The sequence below is a fragment of the Klebsiella sp. LY genome, from assembly GCF_004010915.1.
GTDB classification, from domain to species: Bacteria; Pseudomonadota; Gammaproteobacteria; order Enterobacterales; family Enterobacteriaceae; genus Klebsiella; species Klebsiella quasipneumoniae.
The window spans coordinates 2485255-2503110 of the sequence record NZ_CP022444.1; the positions used below are offsets into that span (position 1 = coordinate 2485255).

17 protein-coding genes are annotated in these 17856 nt (G+C 54.6%); 1 reads left to right on the forward strand and 16 read right to left on the reverse strand.

Going from position 1 to position 17856, the window contains the following annotated elements:
• Positions 1-76: 76 nt before the first annotated feature.
• From glmU to asnC, 14 genes are all read right to left on the reverse strand, one after another.
• On the reverse strand, positions 77-1447 hold the full coding sequence (gene glmU, locus CE636_RS15035) for a bifunctional UDP-N-acetylglucosamine diphosphorylase/glucosamine-1-phosphate N-acetyltransferase GlmU (RefSeq protein WP_017899654.1): 1371 nt from the start codon (positions 1445-1447) through the stop codon (positions 77-79).
• 695 nt (positions 1448-2142) lie between these two features.
• Positions 2143-2562 carry a F0F1 ATP synthase subunit epsilon gene (locus CE636_RS15045; RefSeq protein ID WP_001251971.1) on the reverse strand — a complete coding sequence of 140 codons (420 nt, stop codon included), beginning with the start codon at positions 2560-2562 and terminating at the stop codon, positions 2143-2145.
• Between the two features lie 20 nt (positions 2563-2582).
• Complete coding sequence (gene atpD / locus CE636_RS15050; protein WP_004144997.1) at positions 2583-3965, reverse strand: F0F1 ATP synthase subunit beta; 1383 nt, start codon at positions 3963-3965, stop codon at positions 2583-2585.
• Between the two features lie 26 nt (positions 3966-3991).
• Positions 3992-4855 (reverse strand): F0F1 ATP synthase subunit gamma, encoded by an 864-nt coding sequence (atpG, locus tag CE636_RS15055; RefSeq protein ID WP_004144996.1) that lies wholly within the window; start codon positions 4853-4855, stop codon positions 3992-3994.
• 50 nt (positions 4856-4905) lie between these two features.
• Positions 4906-6447 (reverse strand): F0F1 ATP synthase subunit alpha, encoded by a 1542-nt coding sequence (gene atpA / locus CE636_RS15060; RefSeq protein ID WP_004144995.1) that lies wholly within the window; start codon positions 6445-6447, stop codon positions 4906-4908.
• A gap of 12 nt (positions 6448-6459) precedes the next feature.
• The gene (atpH, locus tag CE636_RS15065) at positions 6460-6993 is read right to left on the reverse strand and encodes a F0F1 ATP synthase subunit delta (protein WP_004202307.1); all 534 of its coding nucleotides are present in this window, start codon (positions 6991-6993) and stop codon (positions 6460-6462) included.
• 14 nt (positions 6994-7007) lie between these two features.
• Positions 7008-7478 (reverse strand): F0F1 ATP synthase subunit B, encoded by a 471-nt coding sequence (gene atpF / locus CE636_RS15070; protein ID WP_004107293.1) that lies wholly within the window; start codon positions 7476-7478, stop codon positions 7008-7010.
• 50 nt (positions 7479-7528) lie between these two features.
• Positions 7529-7768 carry a F0F1 ATP synthase subunit C gene (gene atpE / locus CE636_RS15075; protein ID WP_000429386.1) on the reverse strand — a complete coding sequence of 80 codons (240 nt, stop codon included), beginning with the start codon at positions 7766-7768 and terminating at the stop codon, positions 7529-7531.
• A gap of 48 nt (positions 7769-7816) precedes the next feature.
• Complete coding sequence (gene atpB, locus CE636_RS15080) at positions 7817-8632, reverse strand: F0F1 ATP synthase subunit A (RefSeq protein WP_004202309.1); 816 nt, start codon at positions 8630-8632, stop codon at positions 7817-7819.
• Between the two features lie 8 nt (positions 8633-8640).
• The gene (atpI, locus tag CE636_RS15085; protein ID WP_004202310.1) at positions 8641-9021 is read right to left on the reverse strand and encodes a F0F1 ATP synthase subunit I; all 381 of its coding nucleotides are present in this window, start codon (positions 9019-9021) and stop codon (positions 8641-8643) included.
• Positions 9022-9637: 616 nt separating this feature from the next.
• Complete coding sequence (gene rsmG, locus CE636_RS15090) at positions 9638-10261, reverse strand: 16S rRNA (guanine(527)-N(7))-methyltransferase RsmG (protein ID WP_004202311.1); 624 nt, start codon at positions 10259-10261, stop codon at positions 9638-9640.
• A 115-nt stretch (positions 10262-10376) separates the two neighbouring features.
• On the reverse strand, positions 10377-12266 hold the full coding sequence (gene mnmG / locus CE636_RS15095) for a tRNA uridine-5-carboxymethylaminomethyl(34) synthesis enzyme MnmG (protein WP_017899652.1): 1890 nt from the start codon (positions 12264-12266) through the stop codon (positions 10377-10379).
• Positions 12267-12647: 381 nt separating this feature from the next.
• Positions 12648-13088, reverse strand: a complete 441-nt coding sequence (gene mioC / locus CE636_RS15100; RefSeq protein ID WP_017899651.1) for an FMN-binding protein MioC — start codon at positions 13086-13088, stop codon at positions 12648-12650.
• Positions 13089-13187: 99 nt separating this feature from the next.
• Positions 13188-13646, reverse strand: a complete 459-nt coding sequence (gene asnC, locus CE636_RS15105) for a transcriptional regulator AsnC (RefSeq protein ID WP_002882510.1) — start codon at positions 13644-13646, stop codon at positions 13188-13190.
• 151 nt (positions 13647-13797) lie between these two features.
• Between asnC and asnA the strand changes: the two genes are divergently transcribed.
• Complete coding sequence (gene asnA, locus CE636_RS15110; RefSeq protein ID WP_017899650.1) at positions 13798-14790, forward strand: aspartate--ammonia ligase; 993 nt, start codon at positions 13798-13800, stop codon at positions 14788-14790.
• A 3-nt stretch (positions 14791-14793) separates the two neighbouring features.
• On the opposite strand, the gene viaA is transcribed toward asnA, so the two are convergent.
• Both viaA and ravA read right to left on the reverse strand, forming a co-directional pair.
• Positions 14794-16242 (reverse strand): ATPase RavA stimulator ViaA, encoded by a 1449-nt coding sequence (gene viaA, locus CE636_RS15115; protein ID WP_017899649.1) that lies wholly within the window; start codon positions 16240-16242, stop codon positions 14794-14796.
• Positions 16239-17738 carry an ATPase RavA gene (ravA, locus tag CE636_RS15120; protein ID WP_017899648.1) on the reverse strand — a complete coding sequence of 500 codons (1500 nt, stop codon included), beginning with the start codon at positions 17736-17738 and terminating at the stop codon, positions 16239-16241. Before ravA ends, viaA begins: the two co-directional genes overlap by 4 nt.
• Positions 17739-17856 lie beyond the last annotated feature (118 nt).

Genomic DNA, 17856 nt, shown 5'->3' on the forward strand with positions numbered 1-17856 from the left:
GCCTGCGGACGGGGATCTATGTTGACCCTCTCATCCTGGTTCGCCGGGCGTTGTACACCCCCGGCGACAATTCTGTTCATTTTTTCTTCACCGGACGCTGCCAGCCCTGCTTATGGACCTGCGGCACGCGGCTCAACACCAGTTCGTTATCGGCGATATTGCGTGTGACGGTGGTGCCGGCGGCGATAGTGACGCCGTTGCCTACCGTAACCGGGGCCACCAGCTGGGTATCCGAGCCAACAAAGACATCGTCGCCAATAATCGTTTTGTGTTTGTTCGCGCCATCGTAGTTGCAGGTGATGGTGCCCGCGCCGATATTGACGTTATCACCGATCTCCGCATCGCCCAGATAGGTCAGATGACCCGCCTTGGAGCCTTTGCCGAGACGCGCCTTTTTCATTTCCACGAAGTTGCCAACGTGGGCGCCTTCCAGCAATTCGGCGCCCGGGCGCAGACGGGCAAATGGACCGATGGTGCAGGCCGCCTGCAGCTGGGCATCTTCCACCACGCTGTAGGGGCTGATTTCACAATCATCGCCGATAATGCTGTTTTTAATCACGCAGCCGGCGCCGATTTTCACTCGATCGCCCAGCACGATGCGGCCTTCCAGAATAACGTTAGTATCGATCTCCACATCGCGCCCGTGCTGCAGCGTACCGCGCAGATCGAAACGCGCCGGATCGCGCAACATCACTCCCGCCAGCAGCAGCTTTTCCGCTTGCTCAGCCTGGTAGACGCGCTCCAGGCGCGCAAGCTGCAGGCGGTTGTTGACGCCTTCGACTTCGCTCAGGCGCTGGGGATGCACGGCAACGATCTCGCGACCTTCCTGATGCGCCATGGCGATGATATCGGTGATGTAGTATTCGCCCTGGGCGTTGTTATTGGTGAGATTCGCCAGCCAGCGCTTGAGGTCCGCTCCGCCGGCGATCAGGATCCCGGTGTTGATTTCCTGAATCTGGCGCTGCGCCTCGCTGGCATCTTTGTGCTCAACGATGCCCGTCACCTGGCCATTTTCACGGGTAATGCGGCCGTAGCCGGTTGGATCATCCAGCTTCACCGTCAGCAGACCAATCCCGCCCTGCGGCTTCGCGGCGCGCAGGCGCTGTAGCGTCTCGACGGAGATCAGCGGCACATCGCCGTAGAGCATCAGGATGTCTTCATCATCATTGAAGAACGGCGCCGCCTGCTGCATGGCGTGCCCGGTTCCAAGCTGCTCGGCCTGCAGCACCCAGTTCAGGTTGTCTTCATGCAGCGTCTGACGCAGCAGATCGCCACCGTGGCCATACACCAGGTGTACCGCACATGCGCCTAAATCGTTAGCGGCATCAATGACATGCTGCACCATTGGCTTCCCGGCCAGGGTATGCAGCACCTTAGGAAGATCGGAATACATGCGGGTCCCTTTGCCTGCGGCAAGGATAACCACGCTCATCGCACTATTTGACATACTCATCCTGACGGTAGTTAGAACGAAAAGTAAAAGCCTTTCACGTTGAAATTTCTACATATTTTTCATCATAAAACGAGACGTGGAGAAAACGTCCAGGCTCACTGCTATACACCATTTTATGACGCTATTTTTAACCACTGCAAATCAGTTTAACGCTGAAAAAGGAGGGCGGGGAGGATAATCATTGACTATCTCACTGCTTTTGCTGTTTTTTCGCCACCTGAATAAAGCCGCTGCGGAAAGCGATTTTCAGTACCCACAGCGGGAAGAACCAGGATAATCGTCGCCAGTCGCTGGCGGGGGAGGGCGGCAAAGTGATTGATGTAGCGATAAAAAACGAAAGGCCACCGTCAGGTGACCTTCTTTGCCCGGTTTCACATCGCCAGTGTTGTCGTTTTGATGGGCGATACGTCGTGTCAGCGGGGGGGATAGCGCGGAGCTTAGAAGCTCAGGACGCTAAATTTAGCGATGATTTTATGGAACAGTTTCATGATGATTTCCTGACGCAGGTGCAGTTTGATAACGCTATTTTATGTGATATACATCACATAAAATAGAGTCTACGCTTCATCATTTAACTAATCAATAACAATTAAGGGTGAATTCTGTTTTCACTTCATCCGCTCGTCAGCAGCTGGGCATAAAAAAAGCCAGCCTGGAAACCAGACTGGCTTTTTACGTTCAAGCCGGTGTTACATCGCTTTTTTGGTCAACTCGATAACGCGCAGTTTAGCGATCGCTTTGGCCAGTTCCGCAGACGCCTGAGCGTAATCCACATCGCCGTGAGAGCTCTTAATGTGCTCTTCCGCTTTGCGTTTCGCTTCCAGCGCTCGCGCTTCGTCGAGGTCCTGACCACGAATTGCGGTATCCGCCAGGACGGTCACGCTGCCAGGCTGCACTTCAAGAATGCCGCCGGACAGATAGATAAACTCTTCATGACCGTGCTGTTTAACGATGCGAATCATACCAGGCTTAATGGCGGTGAGCAGCGGTGCGTGCCCCGGGTAAATACCCAGTTCACCTTCGCTACCCGTTACCTGGATTTTTTCGACCAGACCAGAGAACATTTGTTGCTCTGCGCTGACGACGTCCAGGTGGTAAGTCATTGCCATATCACCCTCCGATTAAGGCGTTAAAGTTTTTTGGCTTTTTCCACGGCTTCGTCGATGGAACCGACCATGTAGAACGCCTGCTCTGGCAGGTGATCGTATTCGCCTTCCATGATGCCTTTAAAGCCACGGATGGTGTCTTTCAGCGCCACGTATTTGCCCGGAGAACCGGTAAAGACTTCAGCCACGAAGAACGGCTGGGACAGGAAGCGCTGGATCTTACGTGCGCGAGCTACCACCAGTTTGTCTTCTTCAGACAGTTCGTCCATACCGAGGATGGCGATGATGTCTTTCAGTTCCTGATAACGCTGCAGGATGGACTGCACGCCACGCGCGGTGTCGTAGTGTTCCTGACCAACAACCAGCGGATCCAGCTGACGGCTGGTGGAGTCCAGCGGGTCAACGGCCGGGTAGATACCCAGGGAAGCGATCTGACGGCTCAGTACTACGGTTGCATCTAAGTGAGCAAAGGTAGTGGCTGGGGATGGGTCAGTTAAGTCATCCGCCGGTACGTATACCGCCTGTACGGAGGTGATAGAACCGGTTTTGGTGGAGGTGATACGTTCCTGCAGAACGCCCATCTCTTCCGCCAGAGTCGGCTGATAACCTACCGCTGAAGGCATACGACCCAGCAGTGCGGATACTTCCGTACCGGCCAGGGTGTAACGATAGATGTTATCGACGAACAGCAGTACGTCACGACCTTCGTCACGGAATTTCTCAGCCATGGTCAGGCCGGTCAGCGCAACGCGCAGACGGTTTCCCGGCGGCTCGTTCATCTGGCCGTACACCAGGGATACTTTATCGATAACGTTGGAGTCGGTCATTTCGTGGTAGAAGTCGTTACCCTCACGAGTACGCTCACCTACGCCCGCAAACACGGAGTAACCGGAGTGCTCGATCGCGATGTTACGGATCAGCTCCATCATGTTTACGGTTTTACCTACACCCGCACCACCGAACAGACCGACTTTACCGCCCTTCGCGAACGGACACATCAGGTCGATAACTTTGATGCCGGTTTCCAGCAGTTCCTGAGAGCTGGACAGCTCTTCATAGGACGGCGCTGCGCGGTGGATAGCCCAACGCTCTTCTTCGCCGATGTCGCCTTTCATGTCGACCGGTTGACCCAGTACGTTCATGATACGACCCAGCGTAGCTTTACCAACCGGGACTTCGATCGGGTGCTCGAGGTCTTTTACATCCAGACCGCGGCGCAGACCATCGGAAGAACCCATGGCGATGGTACGCACGATACCGCCGCCCAGCTGCTGCTGAACTTCCAGCACCAGAACTTCATTACCATTCTGTACCTCAAGGGCTTCGTACACGCGTGGTACGGCATCCTGAGGGAACTCGACGTCGACCACGGCGCCGATTACCTGGACAATCTTTCCAGTAGCCATCTTAAATCCTCTACGAAATAACCTGGTTAAACCGCGGCGGCCCCCGAGACGATCTCGGTGAGTTCCTGAGTAATGCTGGCCTGACGAGCTTTGTTGTATACCAACTGCAGCTCTTTAATCAGGCTGCCGCCATTATCGGTCGCGGCTTTCATCGCCACCATACGGGCGGCCTGCTCGCTGGCCAGGTTTTCAACCACGCCCTGATAAACCTGAGACTCGACGTAGCGGCGCAGGAGGGTATCCAGCAGCGCTTTCGGATCGGGCTCATACAGGTAATCCCAGGATTTACGTTTCAGATCAGCGTCTTCTGATGCCGGTAACGGCAGCAGCTGAGTGATCGTCGGAACCTGAGACATGGTGTTAATAAATTTGTTGCTGACAACGTACAGCTTGTCCAGACGGCCTTCATCATAGGCCTGCAACATCACTTTTACCGGGCCGATCAGTTCGGACAGGGATGGGTTATCCCCCATACCGGTCACCTGTGCAACAACGTTGCCGCCAACGGAGTTAAAGAAAGAGACGCCCTTAGAGCCGATCATTGCGAGGTCGCACTGAACGCCTTTATCGGACCATGCTTTCATTTCCGCCAGCAGTTTCTTGAACAGGTTAATGTTCAAGCCGCCGCACAAACCACGGTCGGTCGACACCACCAGGTAGCCCACGCGCTTAACGTCGCGTTCTTCCAGGTAAGGGTGCTTATATTCCAGATTACCGTTCGCAAGGTGACCAATCACTTTGCGCATAGTATCTGCGTAAGGACGGCTGGCCGCCATGCGCTCCTGCGATTTACGCATTTTGGAAGCGGCGACCATCTCCATCGCTTTAGTGATCTTTTGCGTGTTCTGGACGCTTGCGATCTTACTACGTATCTCTTTTGCGCCGGCCATGAGCTTCTCCTCAATGCCTTGCGGCCTGCCCTAAGACAGACCGCCAGACGTTACCAGGACTGGGTTGCTTTGAAGGAATCGAGGATGCCTTTCAGCTTGCCTTCGATTTCGTCGTTATAGCCACCGGACTGGTTAATCTCTTGCATCAGCGGAGCGTGATCACGGTCGACGTAAGCCAGCAGTGCGGCTTCGAAGCTACCGATTTTCGCCAGTTCTACATCAGCCAGATAACCACGTTCTGCTGCGAACAGAACCAGAGACTGCTGCGCGACGGACATCGGCGCATACTGTTTCTGTTTCAGCAGTTCGGTCACTTTCTGACCGTGGTCCAGCTGTTTGCGGGTTGCATCGTCGAGGTCGGATGCAAACTGGGAGAACGCCGCCAGTTCACGATACTGCGCCAGCGCGGTACGGATACCACCGGACAGTTTCTTCATGATCTTGGTCTGCGCTGCACCACCCACACGGGATACCGAGATACCCGGGTTAACCGCAGGACGAATACCGGCGTTGAACAGGTTGGTTTCCAGGAAGATCTGACCATCGGTAATGGAGATTACGTTGGTCGGAACGAACGCGGAAACGTCACCCGCCTGGGTTTCGATAATCGGCAGCGCGGTCAGAGAACCGGTTTTCCCTTTCACTTCACCTTTGGTGAAGGCTTCAACGTATTCGGCGTTAACACGCGCAGCACGCTCCAGCAGACGAGAGTGGAGGTAGAATACGTCGCCCGGGAACGCTTCACGTCCTGGCGGACGACGGAGCAGCAGGGAGATCTGACGATAAGCAACAGCCTGTTTAGACAGGTCATCGTAAACGATCAGCGCATCTTCACCGCGGTCGCGGAAGTATTCGCCCATTGCGCAACCGGCGTATGGCGCCAGGTATTGCAGTGCAGCAGATTCGGATGCAGTCGCTACCACCACGATGGTGTTAGCCAGCGCGCCGTGCTCTTCCAGTTTACGCACCACGTTAGAGATGGTGGACGCTTTCTGGCCGATAGCAACATAGACGCACTTGATGCCGGAATCACGCTGGTTGATGATGGCATCGATAGCCAGCGCAGTTTTACCGGTCTGACGGTCGCCGATGATCAGTTCACGCTGACCACGACCGATTGGGATCATGGCGTCAACGGATTTATAACCGGTCTGTACCGGCTGATCGACGGACTGACGTTCGATTACGCCCGGCGCGATCGCTTCAACGGCGGAGAAACCGTCGTTTTCCAGCGGACCTTTGCCATCAATTGGCGCGCCCAGGGTGTTAACCACGCGGCCCAGCAGGCCACGACCAACCGGAACTTCCAGGATACGGCCAGTACATTTCACCTTCATGCCTTCGGCGAGGTCAGCGTACGGACCCATCACCACCGCACCGACGGAGTCGCGCTCCAGGTTCAGTGCGATAGCGTAACGGTTACCCGGCAGGGAGATCATCTCACCCTGCATACATTCGGCAAGGCCGTGGATGCGGATAACACCGTCACTTACAGAAACAATAGTACCTTCGTTATGAGCTTCGCTCACAACATTGAACTGAGCAATGCGCTGCTTGATCAGTTCGCTGATTTCGGTGGAATTCAGTTGCATGCTCCAGTCCCCTTAAGACTGCAAGACGTCTGCAAGGCGATCAAGACGGCCGCGTACGCTGCCATCAATGACCATATCACCCGCACGGATGATAATACCTGCCATAACAGACTTATCGATTTTGCAATTCAGCTTAACTTTGCGTGACAGACGTTTTTCCATCGCGCTGACGATCCTGGCAAGCTGTTCATCACTCAGTTGGTTGGCAGATATGACTTCTACCTCTGCGATGGCCTCACTGGCCGCGCGCAGGTGAATGAATTGCTCAAGAACGTCCGGGAGCACCTTCAGACGATTATTTTCCGCCATCACCTTAATCAGGTTCTGGCCGTTTTCGTCAAGTTGCTCGCCGCAGATAGCGATAAACGCTTCTGAGAGCGTTTCCGGCGCCAAAGCACCGGAGAGAAGCTCTGCCATTTGATCGTTTTTGGTCACTTCGGCGGCAAACGCCAGCATATCCTGCCAGCGTTCAACACTGTTGTGTTCGACGGCAAAGTCAAAAGCTGCTTTGGCGTAGGGGCGAGCTACCGTTACAAATTCAGACATCAGCCCCTCCCTCCTTACAGTTCAGCGACAAGTTTATCCACGATGTCGCTGTTAGCAGCTTCATCCACGGAACGTTCGATGATCTTCTCGGCGCCAGCAACAGCCAGGATAGCGACCTGCTTACGCAGCTCCTCGCGTGCACGTTTACGCTCAGCATCAATTTCAGCCTGCGCTTGTGCAACGATTTTGGTGCGTTCCTGTTCTGCTTCAGCTTTAGCTTCGTCCAGAATCTGAGAGCGGCGCTTGTTCGCCTGCTCAATGATTACCTGGGCTTCCGCTTTCGCTTTTTTCAGCTGGTCGGTCGCGTTGGCCTGTGCAAGGTCCAAATCTTTCTTAGCGCGTTCTGCAGAAGCTAAACCGTCAGAAATCTCTTTCTGGCGTTTTTCGATGGCAGCCATTAAAGGCGGCCATACGTACTTCATGCAGAACCATACGAAGATAACAAACGCGATGGCCTGGCCGAGGATTGTTGCGTTCATGTTCACAGCACAATACCTCTTTAATTAACTCTGTGGCTTAGGTTTCTAACAACTTACTACGCGACGGCGAACATCACGTACAGACCCAGACCTACAGCGATCATCGGGATAGCATCCACCAGACCCATAACGATAAAGAACTGAGTACGCAGCAGAGGGATCAGATCCGGCTGACGCGCTGCGCCTTCCAGGAATTTACCTCCGAGGATGCCGATACCGATCGCAGCACCGATTGCCGCCAGACCCATCATCACAGCGGCAGCCATGTACAGCAGATCCATATTCAGGTTTTCCATGACAGTCTCCAGTTTGTTTCAGTTAAAACGTAGTAGTGTTGGTAAAAATCAATGCTCTTCAGACGCCATCGACAGATAGACAATCGTCAGAACCATGAAGATGAAGGCTTGCAGCGTAATAATCAGGATGTGGAAAATGGCCCAAGGCACATTCAGAACCCACTGTGACCACCACGGCAACAGACCAGCAATCAGAATGAAAATCAGCTCACCGGCATACATGTTGCCGAACAGTCGCAGACCGAGAGAGACCGGTTTGGACAGCAGGCTTACCCCTTCAAGGATTAAGTTGACAGGAATGAACGCCCAGTGATTGAACGGCTGCATGGTCAGTTCTTTAACGAACCCACCCACGCCTTTCATTTTGATGCTGTAGAAAAGAATCAGGATGAACACGCCAAGCGCCATCGACAGGGTGATGTTCACGTCAGCAGACGGAACCACGCGCAGTGCAGGCAGGCCGAAAATGTGTTCGCCGATATAAGGAAGCAGGTCGATTGGCAGCAGGTCCATCAGGTTCATCAGGAAGACCCAGACGAACACGGTCAGCGCCAGCGGCGCGATAACCTTGCTCTTGCCATGGTACATGTCTTTGACGCTACCATGGACGAAGCCGATGATCATTTCGATGAAGGTCTGGAATTTCCCTGGTACGCCGCTGGTCGCTTTCTTAGCAACGCTACGGAACATGGCCAGGAACAGCAGACCGAGAACCACCGAGAAGAACATGGAGTCAATGTTGAGCGTCCAGAAGGTGGCCGGGGGGTTGTGCGGATCCACCAGCGAGAAAGTACGCAGGTCAATCTGAAGGTTGTTCAGATGGTGACCTATGTATTCCTGCGGCGTCATATTTTCTGAAGCCATGATGCCTTTTACCCTTTGTTGTTGATTACAGCTGGCGCCAGAACTTGTACCACCAGCACCAAAACCCACGTCACGATCAGTGGCAAAAATACCACTTTTAAAACGGCCAGCGCCACCGCCAGGAGGGCGAAGGTCAGCAACACCTTGAAGGCTTCACCGAAGGCGAAGGTCCAGGCCACACGGCCTTTTGCTGGTGTATGCGCCTGATGACGCCAGGCAAAAATCATAAACATCAGATTTGGCAAAACCACTGCCAAACCGCCGCATACCGCGGAAATGCCCCAGAAGGGGTCTTTGAGGCTGAACAGCAGTCCACTTGCCATTACTGCCAGTAACTGAATAAACAGAAGCTTGCGAGCAACGTTTCGACTCAAGAGCGACACTGACATCACGTTTTTACTCCTGCTCCCTTTGAGGTATGTCGCGTGTCGTATAAAACGTCCTTTAAGACGAAGAGTCAAGCATCAAAAAGCGGACAAATTATACGGTGACGCCCCGTGATTTCAAACAATAAGTAGCAAAATAGTGAATAAATGTTTAATTATTTTCCAACGGACAACTTTCCGCGCATTTCAGCGTTCTGTGAGCGGTCATACAAAACTGCAAATAACGTGGAAACACGGCAATTAAAGCGTGCATTAGATCACATAATAAACATTTCAAGCGCCCTTTAATGAATCAAGGACATAAAACACTATTTTTCATGTTTTTGATATTCAAGATAAAAAGTGAGGACATTATCTAAAACAACCCCACATACAATAAAAACCTTTTATTGACATTTATAATAAAAATTTAACATCACGATGCTGTTCATCATTGTCGATTTTTAGCACCCTGATATTTTCAAAGTTGACTATTTTGTCAGTGAATCAGTTACGCTAAGTTAACCGCAAGAAAAACCATAGTAAAAGCATGGTTAAATGCAGCCCGATAATATCGGGAGGTGATCTTTATTTTTGTAACATTCACGGGCCACATTTTTTCCACATTTTTTGATAAAAATTAACTCGATTTTGGCGTAATCACCACCAGGTGCCGCTCCCCTTCCAGCTGAGGAACATGTAGCTCAATGACCTCGGCTATGGCATATCCTTCCGGCAGGTTTTCCATTTCGTCTTTTTGCGCTAACCCTTTGAGCGCATAGAAGTGACCGTTCGCGGCCGGCAAATGATGGCACCAGCTCACCATATCATTAAGCGATGCGAAGGCGCGGCTTATCACGCCATCAAACGGCGGCTCAGCCGGGAAAGCTTCCACGCGGCTCTGCACCGGGGTAACGTTATCCAGCTTCAGCTCATGCTGCACCTGACGCAGGAAGCGCACGCGTTTGCCAAGGCTGTCCAGCAGGGTGAAATGCGACTCCGGGCGCACGATAGCCAACGGGATCCCAGGCAGCCCCGGTCCCGTACCGACATCGATAAAGCGCGAGCCCTGCAGATAAGGCGCGACGACGATGCTGTCCAGGATATGACGCACCAGCATCTCATTTGGATCGCGAACGGAGGTCAGGTTATAGGCTTTGTTCCACTTATCGAGCAGCCCGACGTAAGCCACCAGCTGATTTTTCTGGTGATCGGTGAGCAAAATACCCGCTTCATCCAGCAGACGAGAAAGTTTGTTGAGCACGGTAAGTACCTTCAAAAAATAATGAGCCCGGAGGCGCTAACGCTTACCGGGCCAGGAATGATAAAGGCGAACGCTGATTATGCAACTGGGAAATCAGCGCGGCAGGCTGCCGCAATCAGGCGCTGCGACGCAGCATCCCCTGCTTTTTCAACCAAACCAGCAAAATAGAGATCGCCGCCGGGGTGATCCCGGAAATACGTGACGCCTGCCCTATCGACGACGGTTTATGGTCGTTTAGTTTAGCGATCACTTCATTAGACAGTCCGGTGACCTGACGGTAGTCGAGTGTCGCCGGTAACAAGGTATTCTCGTTGCGCTGCTGTTTCTCGATCTCATCCTGCTGGCGCGCGATATAGCCTTCATACTTCACCTGGATCTCAACCTGCTCAGCCGCCTGCCGATCTTCCAGCCCCGGCGCGAACCGCGAGAGCTGAACCAGCTGCTCGTAGGTCATTTCCGGACGACGCAGCAGATCTTCACCGCTGGCTTCGCGCGACAGCGGCGCGGTCAGGTGAGCGTTCACTTCGTTAGCGCTCTCAGCCTGAGGGTTCACCCAGGTCGATTTCAGGCGCTGGCGTTCACGCTCAATGCTTTCCAGCTTCTCGTTGTAACGCGCCCAGCGTTCATCATCCACCAGACCCAGTTCACGCCCCTGCTCAGTCAGACGCAGGTCGGCGTTGTCTTCGCGCAGCATCAGACGATATTCAGCACGAGAGGTAAACATGCGGTACGGTTCTTTGGTACCCAGAGTACACAGGTCATCCACCAGCACGCCGAGGTAGGCCTGATCGCGACGCGGTGCCCAGCCCTCTTTTTCCGCCGAGAAACGAGCTGCGTTAAGACCGGCCAGCAGACCCTGAGCCGCAGCTTCTTCATAACCGGTGGTGCCGTTGATCTGACCGGCGAAGAACAGACCCTGAATGAATTTGCTCTCGAGCGTCGGCTTCAGATCGCGCGGGTCGAAGAAATCGTACTCAATAGCGTAGCCAGGACGGACGATCCGCGCATTCTCCATCCCCTGCATTGAGCGGACGATTTGCATTTGCACATCGAACGGCAGGCTGGTGGAGATGCCGTTCGGATAAATTTCGTTTGAGGTCAGGCCTTCCGGTTCGAGGAAGATCTGATGTTGGTTGCGATCGGCAAAGCGCATGACTTTGTCTTCGATCGACGGGCAGTAGCGTGGACCGATCCCTTCGATCACCCCGGCGTACATGGGGCTGCGATCGAGGTTATTGCGGATCACGTCATGGGTTTTCTCGTTAGTGTGGGTGATATAGCACGGCACCTGGCGCGGATGCTGATCGGCAGATCCCATAAACGAGAAGACCGGCATTGGGTTATCGCCATGCTGTTGCGCCAGCACGCTGAAATCGATGGTGCGCGCGTCAATGCGCGGCGGGGTCCCGGTTTTCAGCCGGCTTACGCGCAGCGGCAGTTCACGCAGGCGACGAGACAGCGGGATCGACGGCGGGTCGCCGGCGCGTCCGCCGCTGTAGTTATCCAGACCAATATGGATTTTGCCGTCAAGGAAGGTCCCGACGGTCAGTACCACCGCTTTAGCACGGAATTTGAGGCCCATCTGGGTGACCGCGCCTACGACACGATCGTTTTCGACAATCAGATCTTCCACTGCCTGCTGGAAGATCATCAGGTTCGGCTGGTTCTCCAGCGCAGTGCGTACCGCCTGACGGTACAGTACGCGGTCAGCCTGGGCGCGAGTGGCGCGCACCGCGGGGCCTTTGCTGGCGTTTAGTATCCTAAACTGAATGCCTGCCTGATCGATCGCTTTGGCCATCAGACCGCCGAGCGCGTCCACTTCTTTTACCAGGTGTCCTTTCCCAATGCCGCCAATCGCCGGGTTGCAGCTCATCTGCCCCAGCGTGTCGATATTGTGTGTCAAAAGCAGGGTCTGTTGACCCATACGCGCTGCGGCCATTGCGGCCTCAGTGCCTGCGTGACCCCCGCCAATGATAATGACGTCAAAAGGATCCTGATAAAACATGGTGGTCTGCCTCGCATAACGCGGTTTGAAAATGGATTGAAGCCCGGGCCGTGGATTCTACTCGGCTTTGGTCTTTTGAGAAAGACTCCGGGATCCTGAGTATTAAAAAGAAGATCTTTATATAGAGATCTGTTCTATTGTGATCTCTTATTAGGATCGACTCTCTTTGTGGATAAGTCGGATCCACGAAGTAAGATCAAAAGCTTAAGAAGGATCACTATCTGTGAATGATCGGTGATCCTGGTCCGTATAAGCTGGGATCAGAATGAAGGGTTATGCACAGCTCAAAAACCATACTCCGGTTATTCTTTGGATAACTACCGGTTGATCCAAGCTTTTAAGCATGGTTATCCACAGAAGAACGGACGATCTTTACAATTCTCAGAGCAAATTTTTCCAGGATCCCAGCCAGATTTCCGCCGGATCCTCCGGAATTTCATGTTCCAGCACGTTGATCTTCAGGGTCTCGCCGATCTGTTTTGCCCCGCAGGCCTTCAGCGCCGCTTCTAATTTATCGATCGCGCCGCAAAAAGTGTCGTATTCACGGCTGCCGATCCCGATGGCGCCAAAGCGCACGGCGGAAAGATCGGCCTGCTGCGCCAGCAGTGCGTCATAGAAGGGAACCAGGTTGTCGGGAATGTCGCCGGCGCCATGGGTGGAAGAGATAACTAACCAGATCCCTTGCGCCTGCAGATCGTCCACCAGCGGGCCGTGCTGGATTTCAGTGCTGTAGCCTGCTTCTTCCAGCTTTTCTGCCAGATGCTCCGCTACGTATTCCGCACTGCCCAGGGTGCTGCCGCTGATAAGTGTAATGTCTGCCATAGATCGCCGATCGCCCGCTCAACTGTTCAGAGTGGCGTATTGTACGCTGTGAGCGAGCTGGGATCTACCTGTGGAAAAATGTGGGATTAAAAAAAACGATCAGGGCTTAATGGTGCGCATGATCGGGTTCTGCAGCACGATCAGGGTTTCAGTGGACTGAATTTCATCAATTGTTTGGATCTTGTTGATAAGTACCTGCTGCAGGGCATCGATGGATTTACACATCACCTTAATAAAGATGCTGTAGTGACCGGTGGTGTAGTAAGCCTCGGTCACCTCCTCCAGGCTTTCCAGGCGGGCGAGGGCGGAGGGATAGTCTTTGGCGCTCTTGAGAATAATGCCGATGAAGCAGCCGACGTCATAGCCCAGCTGTTTGGGGCTGACGTCAATGCGCGCGCCAGTAATGATGCCCGCCTGTTTCATCTTTTCGACGCGCACATGAATAGTACCCGGGCTGACGCTGAATTGTTTGGCCAGTTCGGCATAGGCGGTACGGGCGTTGGCCATGAGCGCATCGAGAATGCCGCGGTCCAGATTGTCGATCTGATAATTTTCCATATCTTTTTCTTATGAAGTTTGACGGTTCTTACTATTTTAGCTCTATATTTTGTTGAATTAAAAGTTGACGAGCCTTTTTATTGATTGATTATTGTATTGGCGGCCTGTTTTGTTGCTTAATCAATGGCAACAGGACGCAGGAGTCATAAAAATGAAAACCGCTTATATCGCAAAACAACGCCAGATCAGTTTCGTTAAATCCCATTTTTCCCGTCAGCTGGAAGAGAAGCTTGGCCTGATTGAAGTCCAGGCGCCAATCTTAAGCCGCGTGGGCGATGGGACGCAGGATAACTTGTCCGGCTGCGAGAAAGCGGTTCAGGTGAAAGTGAAAACACTGCCCGACGCCCAGTTCGAAGTGGTTCATTCGCTGGCGAAATGGAAGCGTCAAACCCTGGGACAACACGACTTCAGCGTGGGCGAAGGGCTGTACACGCACATGAAGGCCCTTCGCCCCGATGAAGACCGTCTTACGCCGATCCACTCCGTCTATGTCGACCAGTGGGACTGGGAGCGGGTGATGGGGGATGAAGAGCGCCACGTCGGCACGCTGAAGGCGACCGTCGAAGCGATCTACGCCGGGATCAAAGCCACCGAGCTGGCGGTCAGCCAGGAATTTGGCCTGACGCCGTTCCTGCCGGAACAGATCCACTTTGTTCACAGCCAGGCGCTGCTGAGTCGCTATCCGGATCTTGATGCCAAAGGCCGCGAGCGAGCGATTGCCAAAGAGCTGGGCGCCGTCTTCTTAATCGGCATCGGCGGCAAACTCTCTGATGGCAAGCGCCATGATGTACGTGCCCCGGATTATGATGACTGGAGCACTGAGGTTTCTGAAGGCTTTGCCGGACTGAACGGCGATATCCTGGTATGGAACCCGGTGCTGGAAGATGCGTTCGAGATCTCATCAATGGGGATCCGCGTTGATGCCGCGGCGCTAAAACGCCAGCTGGCGCTGACTGGCGACGAAGATCGCCTGCAACTGGAGTGGCACCAGGCGCTGCTGCGCGGCGAGATGCCGCAGACTATCGGCGGCGGCATTGGCCAGTCTCGCCTGACGATGCTGCTGCTGCAGCTCGACCATATCGGCCAGGTGCAGTGCGGCGTATGGCCGGCACAGGTTCGCGAAAGCGTTTCCGCGCTGCTGTAACGATTAGCGCCGCCAGCGTCGCAGCAGGCGGCTACGCAACCCGGTATCAAAGCGCCAGATATGATCGAAGATGCGCATGATGCCGGGTTTGCCGTGTACCGACATCGCCACCGCGTGAAAACGGTGCTGATGCTTTCGCTGTAGCTCCCCCACCTGCGCAATCACCTCATCCGGCAACCGCTGGGCAATAAAGTCTGAGATCACCACGGCATCCGCATCCACCCACTGCGGGTTTTGCAGACGTTCAATAATGGCGCGAAAACACCTGGCCAGATCGGTGCCGCCGCGAAAGCGCTGGCTCAGAAAGCGGATCGCCTGCTCCAGGCCGCCCTCGCAGGTCAGTTCGTAGTGCACCACTTCGCTGGAGAACAGCATAATAAAGCAGCGGCGGTTATCCGCCAGCGCGACGCGCATCAGGGCCAGACAAAAGGCTTTGGCGCACTGCTCGTTAAAACCGCCCATCGATCCTGACGTATCGACGCAGACAATAAAGGGCCCGCGAGGCTGTTCATCAAAATCCTGCCGCGTCACCGGGCGTTCGGTGATTTTTTCGCGCCAGGCGTCTCCGTGCAGCCGGTAAGTCAGGAGCTGTTTCTCCACCAGCTTGCGATAAAATTCAAACTCCAGCTCCGTGATGCCGAGCGTCGCCAGCTCCGGCGGCAGCAGGCGCAGAATGTCATCGCTCTGCTGGAGGCCGTCGACCTGTTCCGGCACCGTCGCTGGCTCGCGCACCAGACTACGGAAGGTCTCCATCGGCGCGTCTTTCTTCGGCACGGATTTCGCTTCCCGTGAACGCCCCAGCTGTTCCGCCAGCTGCAGCAGCTCCGGCTGCTGGTTAAGAAAATCGCCATAGCGCACTATCAGCTGATAGTCGCCACGTTTCAGTTCGCCGGCACTCATATCCCACAGGCGTCCGGCGGCGGTGTCATTCTCCGCCAGCACCGGATCGAGCTGACCGCTGAGTGTCATTCGTTCCTGGACCTCACTGAGCAACTGATCGCGCTCCTCATCCAGCAACTGCTGGTTAAGGCTGGTGGCTTGCACCACCAGGCTCAGGCGCCAGCGCTGTAAAAACAGCGTATGCAGCGCCGGGGTAAAGGTAGCATTGTCGTCCACCAGCTTCTGCGCCTGGGCGGCAAAAGGGGACTGGAGCTGGTGCAGCTTGCCGAGGATCTGCGGTAGCTGGACGATAAACTGTGAGGTAGAGAGCAGTTGAGCCTGCTGATAGGTTTGTACTTCGGCGTCCAGATCCGGCGGGATGTTAACCTCTTTTAAGCGGGCGCGAACGGCTTCCCGCCAGCGCGGAATATCCGCCGCGATGATGTTTTTCAGGCGGGGAAATTTCTCAAAGAAAACCGCCAGCTGCGGAGAGGCCAGCAGCGCCAGCAGCATCTCCTCGATCATTCCCTCTTCGCTGACTGCCAGCATGACATTCAGCATATCGAGCGTCATGGCTGTTTCGCCTGTTTAATCTGCGCGCCGACGTCCTGCAGGCTGGCTTCGATTCTTCCCAGCCACTCGACCGGGATAAACAGGCACTTCTGCTGCTCGCTGAAGCGGTTATGTTGCTGGTGCCACTCATCGTCCAGCGCCTCCAGCTGCTGGCGAATTTCCGCCGGCATGTTCTCCTGCGACGCGCTGCCGGGCAGCGCGAGGCGTGAGCCCTGCAGGCTGACGTCGCGAACGACCAGATGCTGGCTGGTGTCGACATCCATATTGAGCAGTTGGGCAAAGCCGATCCCGTTGAGCTTGCCGCGGATCTCGCCGCCTTTTTCCAGCCAGTTGGCTAACGCCTCGCGCTCAAAAGTAATGTGGATCACTTCCATATCGTGAAGTTTGAGCGGCTGCTGCAGCAGCAGGGTCAGGGTGGATCCCTGGATCTCCGCCGGCAGCTCATAGTGCGGCTTGCGGCTAAACATGCCGCCAAGGCGGGTGACCTTTAGCGCCGTTTTGTCACTTTGCTGCTGTTGGATCTGAATGCGTCGCTGCACAATCGCCCCGAGCCGAGTCAGCATTGCCTGCTGCTGCCAGGCGTGGCAGGTCATCAGCGTTTCCAGCTGCTGCGACATCAGGTGCATGCTCTCGACGTTGTGCCACAGACAATCTTTCAGCAGGATAAGATCTATCGGCGCGATGCTGTCGCGGCCGCTGAAGAAGGCGCTGGCCTGCAGCAGGCGAATGGCCTTTTTCCAGCGACGATCTGAAACGTACGGCGCGTTTGGCAGGGCATCCAGCTGCTGGCGCAGCTGGAATATCAGCTCAAACACCGCGTCCGGTAGTTTGATATTGCCGATCTGCTGCTGCCATTGCGTAAACTCCTCGTCGCTTACCTGCAGCGCGCTGGGCACCGGATTGCTGTTTTCATCCTGCTGGCTGACCAGCATGGAACGGAAATTTCCTTTATCCTGCACTTTATCAAGCCACAGACGGATCAGCATTCGGTCATACAGCGCTTCCAGGCTGCTGTCGGCTTCGGGGAGTTCGTTCGAGGCGGCCACCAGCAGGCGCATCGGGATTTTCTCTTCGTGAGCGCCATTGCGGAAGTGACGTTCGTTAATCGCCGTCAGCAGGGTGTTGAGGATAGCTGGACCCGCTTTCCATATTTCATCGAGGAACACGATTTCTGCTTCCGGCAGGTAGCCGGCGGTTAAACGCTCGTAGCGCCCTTCATCTTTCAGCGCCTGAATGGACAGTGGGCCAAAAACCTCTTCCGGGGTGGAAAAGCGGGTCATCAGGTATTCAAAAGCGCGCGCCTGCTGGAAGGCGAACTTGAGGCGGCGGGCAATCAGGCTTTTGGCGATCCCCGGCGGACCGAGCAAAAATACGCTCTCGCCGCTGAGCGCCGCCAGCAGGCACAGGCGTATCGCGTGGCTGCGTTCAAAGAGTCCTTTTTCGAGTGCCGCGCTGAGTCGGGAAATTCTTTCAGCCAGTAAATGTGTTTGAGCCATAATTGAGTTGCGTGCTTTGTCATGTATCGTTATTGGGACGAGTATAGATGTTAGAGCAGGGGCGGTAATAGCCTGAAGAATCGATTTATTTTTTTTGAGCCAGGTTAATATGGTGTCT

Excerpts from the sequence above, each read along its gene's own strand:
- glmU (WP_017899654.1), bottom strand. The coding sequence starts at position 1,447 with ATGTCAAATAGTGCGATGAGCGTGGTTATCCTTGCCGCAGGCAAAGGG.
- CE636_RS15045 (WP_001251971.1), bottom strand. The coding sequence starts at position 2,562 with ATGGCAATGACTTACCACCTGGACGTCGTCAGCGCAGAGCAACAAATG.
- atpD (WP_004144997.1), bottom strand. The coding sequence starts at position 3,965 with ATGGCTACTGGAAAGATTGTCCAGGTAATCGGCGCCGTGGTCGACGTC.
- atpG (WP_004144996.1), bottom strand. The coding sequence starts at position 4,855 with ATGGCCGGCGCAAAAGAGATACGTAGTAAGATCGCAAGCGTCCAGAAC.
- atpA (WP_004144995.1), bottom strand. The coding sequence starts at position 6,447 with ATGCAACTGAATTCCACCGAAATCAGCGAACTGATCAAGCAGCGCATT.
- atpH (WP_004202307.1), bottom strand. The coding sequence starts at position 6,993 with ATGTCTGAATTTGTAACGGTAGCTCGCCCCTACGCCAAAGCAGCTTTT.
- atpE (WP_000429386.1), bottom strand. The coding sequence starts at position 7,768 with ATGGAAAACCTGAATATGGATCTGCTGTACATGGCTGCCGCTGTGATG.
- atpB (WP_004202309.1), bottom strand. The coding sequence starts at position 8,632 with ATGGCTTCAGAAAATATGACGCCGCAGGAATACATAGGTCACCATCTG.
- atpI (WP_004202310.1), bottom strand. The coding sequence starts at position 9,021 with ATGTCAGTGTCGCTCTTGAGTCGAAACGTTGCTCGCAAGCTTCTGTTT.
- mnmG (WP_017899652.1), bottom strand. The coding sequence starts at position 12,266 with ATGTTTTATCAGGATCCTTTTGACGTCATTATCATTGGCGGGGGTCAC.
- mioC (WP_017899651.1), bottom strand. The coding sequence starts at position 13,088 with ATGGCAGACATTACACTTATCAGCGGCAGCACCCTGGGCAGTGCGGAA.
- asnC (WP_002882510.1), bottom strand. The coding sequence starts at position 13,646 with ATGGAAAATTATCAGATCGACAATCTGGACCGCGGCATTCTCGATGCG.
- asnA (WP_017899650.1), top strand. The coding sequence starts at position 13,798 with ATGAAAACCGCTTATATCGCAAAACAACGCCAGATCAGTTTCGTTAAA.
- viaA (WP_017899649.1), bottom strand. The coding sequence starts at position 16,242 with ATGACGCTCGATATGCTGAATGTCATGCTGGCAGTCAGCGAAGAGGGA.
- ravA (WP_017899648.1), bottom strand. The coding sequence starts at position 17,738 with ATGGCTCAAACACATTTACTGGCTGAAAGAATTTCCCGACTCAGCGCG.